This window comes from Limnoglobus sp., from assembly GCF_059499385.1.
The window spans coordinates 1-6,656 of the sequence record NZ_JCABYM010000020.1 but is presented as its reverse complement, the minus strand read 5'-3'; the positions used below and the strand labels follow the sequence as shown (position 1 = coordinate 6,656).

9 protein-coding genes are annotated in these 6,656 nt (G+C 68.8%); 5 read left to right on the top strand and 4 right to left on the bottom strand.

The features are described from left to right. The first annotated feature begins 314 nt into the window (after positions 1–314). Complete coding sequence (locus AC5JJ2_RS03415; RefSeq protein WP_495856555.1) at positions 315–923, top strand: hypothetical protein; 609 nt, start codon at positions 315–317, stop codon at positions 921–923. After that, a complete protein-coding gene (locus tag AC5JJ2_RS03410; protein ID WP_495856554.1) occupies positions 916–1,275 on the top strand; it encodes a transcriptional regulator in 360 nt (119 codons plus the stop codon). Before AC5JJ2_RS03415 ends, AC5JJ2_RS03410 begins: the two co-directional genes overlap by 8 nt. 101 nt (positions 1,276–1,376) lie before the next feature. On the opposite strand, the gene AC5JJ2_RS03405 is transcribed toward AC5JJ2_RS03410, so the two are convergent. Beyond that, positions 1,377–2,444: an AI-2E family transporter gene (locus AC5JJ2_RS03405; RefSeq protein ID WP_495856553.1), complete on the bottom strand. Its 1,068-nt coding sequence runs from the start codon at positions 2,442–2,444 to the stop codon at positions 1,377–1,379. Between the two features lie 365 nt (positions 2,445–2,809). Between AC5JJ2_RS03405 and AC5JJ2_RS03400 the strand changes: the two genes are divergently transcribed. Then, positions 2,810–3,283, top strand: a complete 474-nt coding sequence (locus AC5JJ2_RS03400; protein WP_495856552.1) for a hypothetical protein — start codon at positions 2,810–2,812, stop codon at positions 3,281–3,283. A 136-nt stretch (positions 3,284–3,419) separates the two neighbouring features. Continuing rightward, complete coding sequence (locus AC5JJ2_RS03395) at positions 3,420–3,896, top strand: hypothetical protein (RefSeq protein ID WP_495856551.1); 477 nt, start codon at positions 3,420–3,422, stop codon at positions 3,894–3,896. A gap of 137 nt (positions 3,897–4,033) precedes the next feature. Here the strand turns inward: AC5JJ2_RS03395 and AC5JJ2_RS03390 are convergent, their stop codons facing one another. Beyond that, on the bottom strand, positions 4,034–4,504 hold the full coding sequence (locus AC5JJ2_RS03390) for a hypothetical protein (protein ID WP_495856550.1): 471 nt from the start codon (positions 4,502–4,504) through the stop codon (positions 4,034–4,036). Beyond that, positions 4,501–5,169: a hypothetical protein gene (locus AC5JJ2_RS03385; protein WP_495856549.1), complete on the bottom strand. Its 669-nt coding sequence runs from the start codon at positions 5,167–5,169 to the stop codon at positions 4,501–4,503. Before AC5JJ2_RS03385 ends, AC5JJ2_RS03390 begins: the two co-directional genes overlap by 4 nt. Positions 5,170–5,321: 152 nt before the next feature. Between AC5JJ2_RS03385 and AC5JJ2_RS03380 the strand changes: the two genes are divergently transcribed. After that, positions 5,322–5,828 carry a phosphatase domain-containing putative toxin gene (locus tag AC5JJ2_RS03380; protein ID WP_495856548.1) on the top strand — a complete coding sequence of 169 codons (507 nt, stop codon included), beginning with the start codon at positions 5,322–5,324 and terminating at the stop codon, positions 5,826–5,828. A gap of 3 nt (positions 5,829–5,831) precedes the next feature. On the opposite strand, the gene AC5JJ2_RS03375 is transcribed toward AC5JJ2_RS03380, so the two are convergent. Next, complete coding sequence (locus AC5JJ2_RS03375) at positions 5,832–6,485, bottom strand: RNA polymerase sigma factor (protein WP_495856547.1); 654 nt, start codon at positions 6,483–6,485, stop codon at positions 5,832–5,834. Between the last annotated feature and the right edge of the window lie 171 nt (positions 6,486–6,656).

The following is a 6,656-nucleotide window of genomic DNA, read 5'->3' as shown; positions in this document are numbered from 1 at the left end:
GAACTCGCCATGGCCTTCATCACACTCAATAAGCTGTTATGAAACAGCCTCTAGCAATTCCTCTTGCAGTCGTTGGCTTGCTCAGCGGTCTTTGTGGGTTCGGCTGGAGTCTGTTGACGAGTTCGGCTGTCGTCTTCCCAATCGGGACCGTCGTGTTTTTCGTCGGGTCGTCCCTGAAGCGTCGGGCATACACACTGGCAGAACGTGATGGGATTTCGTCCGCTGAGGTGTACACTCGAGGGGCGGGCGGGGTCCAATCGGGGGCGGAACAAAACTCTCCAAATGCCGAGTGACCCTCCCATCGGAGCTTTCTCTTGCACCTGCGGGAAGCGCTGACGCAGATCGCGGAAATCCGGGCGGCCGTCGCCGCGACGGAGAAGTTCCGCGGCTACCGGGCCGCCCCGGTCGCGTTCTCCGGCGGCCTCGCCGTCCTCGCGGCCGTCGCGCAGCCGGTGCTCGTCCCGCGGCCGGCGGAGAACCTCGCGGCGTATCTGGCGCTCTGGTTCGCGTCCGCCGTCCTCGGCCTCGCAGCGGCGGGGGTGCGGATCGTCAAGCGGGACTGGTTCGCCGCGAACGTCATCCGCCGGGAGCTGACCCGGCACGCGGTCGCGCAGTTCGCCCCGTGTCTCGCGGCCGGGCTGCTGGTGACGGTCGCCGTCGTGCGGCACGCGACCGACGCGGCGTGGATTCTCCCCGGCGTGTGGCAGGTCGTGTTCAGCCTCGGCGTGTTCGCGTCGTGGCGGCTGCTGCCGACCGCGACCGTGTGGGTGGCCGTGTTCTACCTCCTGTGCGGGACGTACAACCTGGCGTTCTCGCAGGGGTCGGCGGCGTTCGCCCCGTGGGCGATGGGCGTGCCGTTCGGTGTCGGTCAGGCCGCGACGGCGGCGATCCTCTACTGGAACCTGGAGCGGAAGGATGGCTGAGTCGAAACCGGCGTTCGACGGCCTCGACCGGGTGATGCACGAGAAGGCCCGGCTGGGCATCCTGACGTGCCTGCTGAAGAAGCGGGACGGGCTGACGTTCAACGACCTGAAGGCGGCGTGCGACCTGACCGACGGCAACCTGAGCCGCCACCTGGAGACGCTCGCGGAGGCCGGGCTGGTCGAGATCACGAAGGGGAAGAACGGCCGCCGGCCGCAGACGCTGGCGTGCTTGACGGCCGAAGGGGCGAAGCGGTTCGTGGACTATTTGGCGCTGCTGGAAGGCATCGTGGCGGCGGCGCTGGAGTCGGCCGACGCGCCGGCGAAGCCGAAGGTGCGGTTCTCGACGACATAGTAGTAGGCACACTCCGTGTGCCGTTTGCTTTGGGTCGCAGCGACCCGGACGAACTCTCCGCGGCATGAAGGAAACGGCACACGGAGTGTGCCTACTACTATTTATTCCTCCATCATCTTCGCCAACGGCCGCGTCATCGCGATGTGGTCGAGCACGATCTTCGCCACCACCGTCAGCGGGACGGCCAGCACCATCCCCGGCAGGCCCCACAGCAGGCCCCACACGGCCAGCGCCGCCAGCACGATCAGCGGACTCAGCCCCACCGCCCGGCCGATCAGCATCGGCTCGATCACCGTCGCGCACACCACGTGAATCGCGAGCAACCCCACCGCGACGCCGACGGCCATCCCCGTGCCGCCGAACTGCAGCACGGCGAACGCCACCGGCACGCAGTACGCGACGACGCTGCCGATGTACGGGATGAAGTTGCAGATGAACGTCAGCACCGCCCACAGCACCGCGAACTTCACCCCGCAGAACGTCAGCACCAGCCACACCGGGACGGCGAACACCAGGCTCGACAGCGTCTTCGCCTTCAGGTAGCTGATGATCGCCGAGTTGATCCGCCCGGCCACGTCGAGGATTTCCTCCGCCCGGTCCGGCGGGTACGCCTGGCGAATTCGACCCGGCAGCTTCTCCGCGCCGATCAACAAGAACAATAGGTACAGCCCGGCGACCGCCCCCTCGACCAGCCCGCCGAGGGCCACGTTCACCATGTCCTGCAACACGCCGGGCATCCGCTCCGCGAGGAACTCCTCCGGCCGCTTCGAGTCCGACCCCTGCGGCGGGGCGAGCCACGCCGGGGCGTGGTCCGTCACCGCCCGCTGCGCGTCGGCCGCCAGTTCCAACGCGCGGGTCTTCAGCGCCGGGGCCTCGTCGTAGAGGCTCAGCAGGTTCGCGTACACGAAGATCGAGACGACGAACAGCAGGCCGAGCGCCGACCCGGCGAGGACCGTCAGCGCGACCGGCGCGGACACGTTCGCGCGGCGGAGCCGGGAGTACGACGGCAGCAGCACGTAGGCGAGGAACACGGCGATGAGCAGCGGCCGCAGGACGGCGGCGAGCTGGCCGAGCAGCCACCACCCGCCGGCGAGGACGACGACGACGCACGCGGCCGTTCGCAGGGCGGTCGGGTTCCGCCACGGCGGTCCCGCGTCGGGTGCGCTCATCGTTCACCTTTGTTCACGTCCCGGTCGAACTTTCCAACGCAACACAATTTCACGGCGCGGGGGGAAAAAATCGAGGGGCATTCCTTCGACAATGTTGACGCCGGGGCACTGACGCCAACGGCCGCAGATGTGCGACCGAAACCGTCAGTGCGAAAAGTTCCCGAATCCTTCACGGCCGCGAGACGACTGGAAAACAAAGGCCGCGGGGATTATTTGCGGGAACCGTCGGAACTGGCCCCGTGTTTGCGGTGTCTAATCCGGTGTCGGAACCTACCCCCTCACGGTGGCGGCCACCGTGTCCCGATGTACAGCGACCCCAACGGTTGCGGGTCGCGCAGTCGATGTCCTCCTTTGAGACAGGTTCCATGCGGCGGTACGCGCGGCGGTTCGGGGCGGCCCTCGTGATGGTCGGGGGCGTGTACGCGTCGTCCGGGTGGCTGACGGCCGCCGGGTACGACGTGTGGCGGGTGGGCGAGTACCAACAACAGTTGGAGGCCCACGAGCGGTACTCGCAGGAACTCGACGCCACGATGGAAGGGTCCGAGTACCGCCGGATGATGAAGGAAGAGCTGGTGAAGGACTACCTGGCCGGGCGGGTGACGTTCGCGGCGATCACCGACGAGTTCGAGCACCTGAACGCGTCGTGCGAGAGCATCCACCAGGCCCTGCACGACATGTACCCCGGCCTGGGCGACCGGGAGTTGGCCGGCCGCAACGTCCTCGACTTCGTCGCCGCCGGGGTGCCGAAGGACGCCCCGGACCGGGCCGCCGTGTTCGCGAAGGTCGGGGCGGAGTTCCGGAAGAATTTTCCCCAGCTGGAATCGCCCAAGTTGTGGTGACGGCCGCGGTCGCGCGAAGGAATTGGTTGGGTCGAACTTCGCGCCCTCTTCATCCCGCGGGCCGCAAAATCCTCTCCCTCGGTTCGTTCATTAACCCCGTGGCGCGGCACGCCGCCGCGCCCGACCGGAGAGAGTGATGTCGTTTCGCGTTCGCAAGGTTCGAGTGCTCGCCGTGGCCGTGCCGGTCGCGTTCGCGGTCGTCGCCGGGACGGCCCTCGCCGACCCGGTGCTGGTCGAGTCGATGGGGTTGGACGTGTGGGAGATCGGCCGGTTGGAGCGGCAGCTGCAGGCCGAGGACCGGGTGACGCAGAAGCTCGACGCCGACCTGCAAGGCGTCCAGGACATGGCGGCGCTCAACGAGGCGATTCTCGACGACGTGATCGCCGGCCGGCTGGAGTTGTCCGCGGCCGCGGAGCGGAAGTGGGAGCTGAACCGGCACCGGGCCACGACCCTCAACCACCTCGACCGGCACTACGCCGGCGACAGCTACCCGCAGAAGGTCGCCCAGGACTTGGTCGCGCGGGCCGGGCGCGACGACCGCGGGCCGGGGCTGCGCGACCGGTTGGCCCGCGAGTACCGGGCCGCCTACGGCGTCGATCTGCCGAAGGACTGACGTAGGGTGGGCCGAGTCTTCGAGGCCCACCGATTAGGCATTCGCGGTCGCGGTGGGCCTCCCAGAGCCTCGGCCCACCCTACAACGCACGACGGCCGCGATCATCGGATCGCGGCCGTTCGCGCCTCGTCCCGCGGTCACTTCCCGAGCGGCCGGCCGGCGCTCGTCACGACGGATTTCGCGGCCCGGATGCGGTCGAGCAGGTTCTGCTTGGCGATCGCCGCCGGGTCCATCGCCGGGGCCGCGGCCGGCGGCGGCGTCTCGGCCCCCACGTCCGCCTTCGTCTCCCGCGGCCCGGACCGCTTCACCGTCCCCGGCAGGTCGGCGAACATCGCCTCCATCTCGGCCAGCGACATGATCCGCTCGATCTTGACGAACTCGACCTCGGAGAACGGCAGGAAGAACGCCCGCCCCTCGTCCTGGTTGCCGGCCTCCCGGCCCCGCATGACGAGGTACGTCGGCTCCAGCCGGACGAGGATGTCCAGCGACAGCATGGCCCCGCTCTTCATCACCAACTGCGTCCGCGGGTGGTCCGCGTCCGGGATGCGTTCCAAGATGTCAACCAACTCGTCGCGGAGCATTTCGACCGTCCTGATGCGAGGGATCAAACCTGGTGCAACTCCAGCCGCTCCGGCGGCCGGGTCGAGAGGCGGTAGAGCCAGACCTGGGCGAACGCCACGATGCCGCCGCCGATGACGCACACGGCCCGCCAGTTCGGGAGCACGCGGGCCAGCCCGTGCCGGTCCGCCCCGGCGTCCGACACGGCGTTCAGCGCCATCGCCAGGACGGCCGTGAACAGGATGACGGCGGCCGTGAACGCGACCGGCACGCGGGCCAGCGTCCACCACTCCGGGGCGATCGTCTTGAGCTGGTAGCCGTCGCCGAGCCGCCGCCACAGCTTCGCGAAGAACGCGTCGGCGATCTCCGCGGACGCGAACCCGATGACCGTCTTCGCGTGCGGGGCGTGGGCCGTGTGGTGGTCGAGCGCGATCGTGTTGTCCGCGAGGTCGAGCTTCACCCGGCGGACGGTGTGCAAGTCGATGGCCGTGGCGAGCGGCCCGAGGAACGCGTCCACCGCCCGGACCGTCTGGACCTGGCTGATCACGTCCGTCTTCGGCGTGCCGGTCATCGGCGTGAGGTACAGCCGGGGCAGGGTGAGGACGACGAGCGAGTGCGTGGTCACGTCCGGGGCCTGCCAGACGCGGCGTTGCGCGAGGCCGGGGATCGTCGTGTCCGACGGGGCGGCGAATTTTTCGTCGTAGAGTTTCAGCATGGGCGTACTGATAACGGCGGGCGGTTGGCTACCCAACAGGTAGGACGGTTTCACGGACCGGTCAAATCGTCACAGTCCGCAAGAATTGCCGGGCGCGAAAACCGAGCCGGGACCGGACGGCGTGCGGCGGTTGTAGGGATTTGAGGGGCGCGATGCGTACCGACCTGTACTGGATTCCCGGCCCGTGGCCGGGGCGGTTGGCGATTATGCCCCGACCCCGCGGCGGGGACTGGCTCGAAGACGAAATCCGCGCTTGGCAACGCGCCGGCGTTTCGGTCGTGGTATCGCTGTTGACCGACGACGAAATCGCCGCCCTGGAGTTAGGCGACGAGCAACGGCACTGCGAATCCGCCGGCCTGTGGTTCTATCGGCTGCCGATCCCGGACCGCGGCGTGCCGCCGAAGACCGACGAGTTCGCCGCCCTGGTGGCATCGCTCGACGATCGGTTGGCGAACGGGGCGGCCGTCGCGATTCATTGCCGGCAGGGGATCGGCCGCGCGGCCCTGGTCGCCATCGCGTTGCTCGTGACGGGTGGTACGGAAGTGGAAACAGCGATCCGGCAGGCGAGTGAAGCGCGGACGTGCGGCGTGCCCGAAACCCGCGAGCAGCGGCAGTGGCTCGTGGCGTTCGCCGCGTCGCGGACGGCCCTCGCGAAGTAGTTCCTACCCCTCGTCCGGCAGCACCAGCTCCGGGAACACGTCCACCGGCAAGCCGGCGGCCTTCATCTGCTCGGTCAGCTTCTTCACCGCCGCGAACCGGTAGTTCGCCACCTGCTGCTCGTTCACGCCGACGAACGCCGCCACGTCCTTGTTCGCCCACCCCTTCACGAACAGCAACTCCAGCACCTGGATGCGGAGGTACTCGCCCTTCTGCCGGAACGCGCCGACCATGTCCCGCAGGCAGCGGGCGACGGCGTCGTGCTCCAGGTCCATCCGCTCCTTGCTCCGGGCGAGGCTGGACGCCGGCCGCTGCCGCTCGTCGGACGCCTTGCCCATCATCTCCTCGTCGGCCTCGCTGCCGGTGGCGAACGGCCGCCGGCCGATCCTCCGCAGTTGGTCCGTGACCTTGTGCGACGCGATCGTGAACAGCCACGTCTGCAGGTCCCGCTTGTCGTCGTAGTTCGTCAGGCTGTTGAGGAACCCGATGAACGTCTCCTGCACCACGTCGTCGGACGTGGCGTGGTCGCGGAGGCGGCGGCGGACGAACGCCCCGAGCCGCCCCTCGTACCGGGCGACGAGTTCCTCCCACGCGGCGTCGGCCGCGGCCCCGCCCGCGCGGATTTGCTGCACCAGCAGTCGGTCGGAGTCGGTGGACATGGTGATGACGTTATACGCGGCGGGCGAACGACGGCCGGCCGGGAAAAAATCCACACCGCCAACGCGGATGTCTCGAATTTCTTTCGCCGCGGCGGGGGCGAAAAACGCCTACGACGGGTCGAGACCGCCACCGCCGCCACCGCCACGGGTGGCCCCCGTGGCGGCGGGACA